At 45.5% G+C, this 268-nt stretch carries 1 pseudogene; it reads left to right on the plus strand.

The features are described 5' to 3' along the window. Window positions 1–268, plus strand: a pseudogene (locus AAEY68_RS21160) (Dyp-type peroxidase); the annotation flags it as partial.

Genomic DNA, 268 nt, shown 5'->3' on the forward strand with positions numbered 1-268 from the left:
GCAAATAATAGGTCGCACTCGCTTAGACAACACTCTTATAGCCCCAGCGCTTGAAACCAGCCATGCACAACGCAGTGAATTAAAAGATGAGCAAGGCCAGCCAATATTACTTAATCAAGGCATGCCTTATGGCGATGTTTACGAGCAAGGAATGCTGTCAATTACTTGCTCGGCCAGTGGAACCGCATTTGAACAGGTATTAAAAAGTCGTTTAGGTGAGGGGGAGTGCTATGATCATTGGCTTGATTTTACTCAAGCCGATATGGGG

It is taken from the genome of Pseudoalteromonas sp. RB2-MNA-CIBAN-0110, from assembly GCF_040309305.1.
Taxonomy (GTDB): Bacteria; Pseudomonadota; Gammaproteobacteria; order Enterobacterales; family Alteromonadaceae; genus Pseudoalteromonas; species Pseudoalteromonas arctica.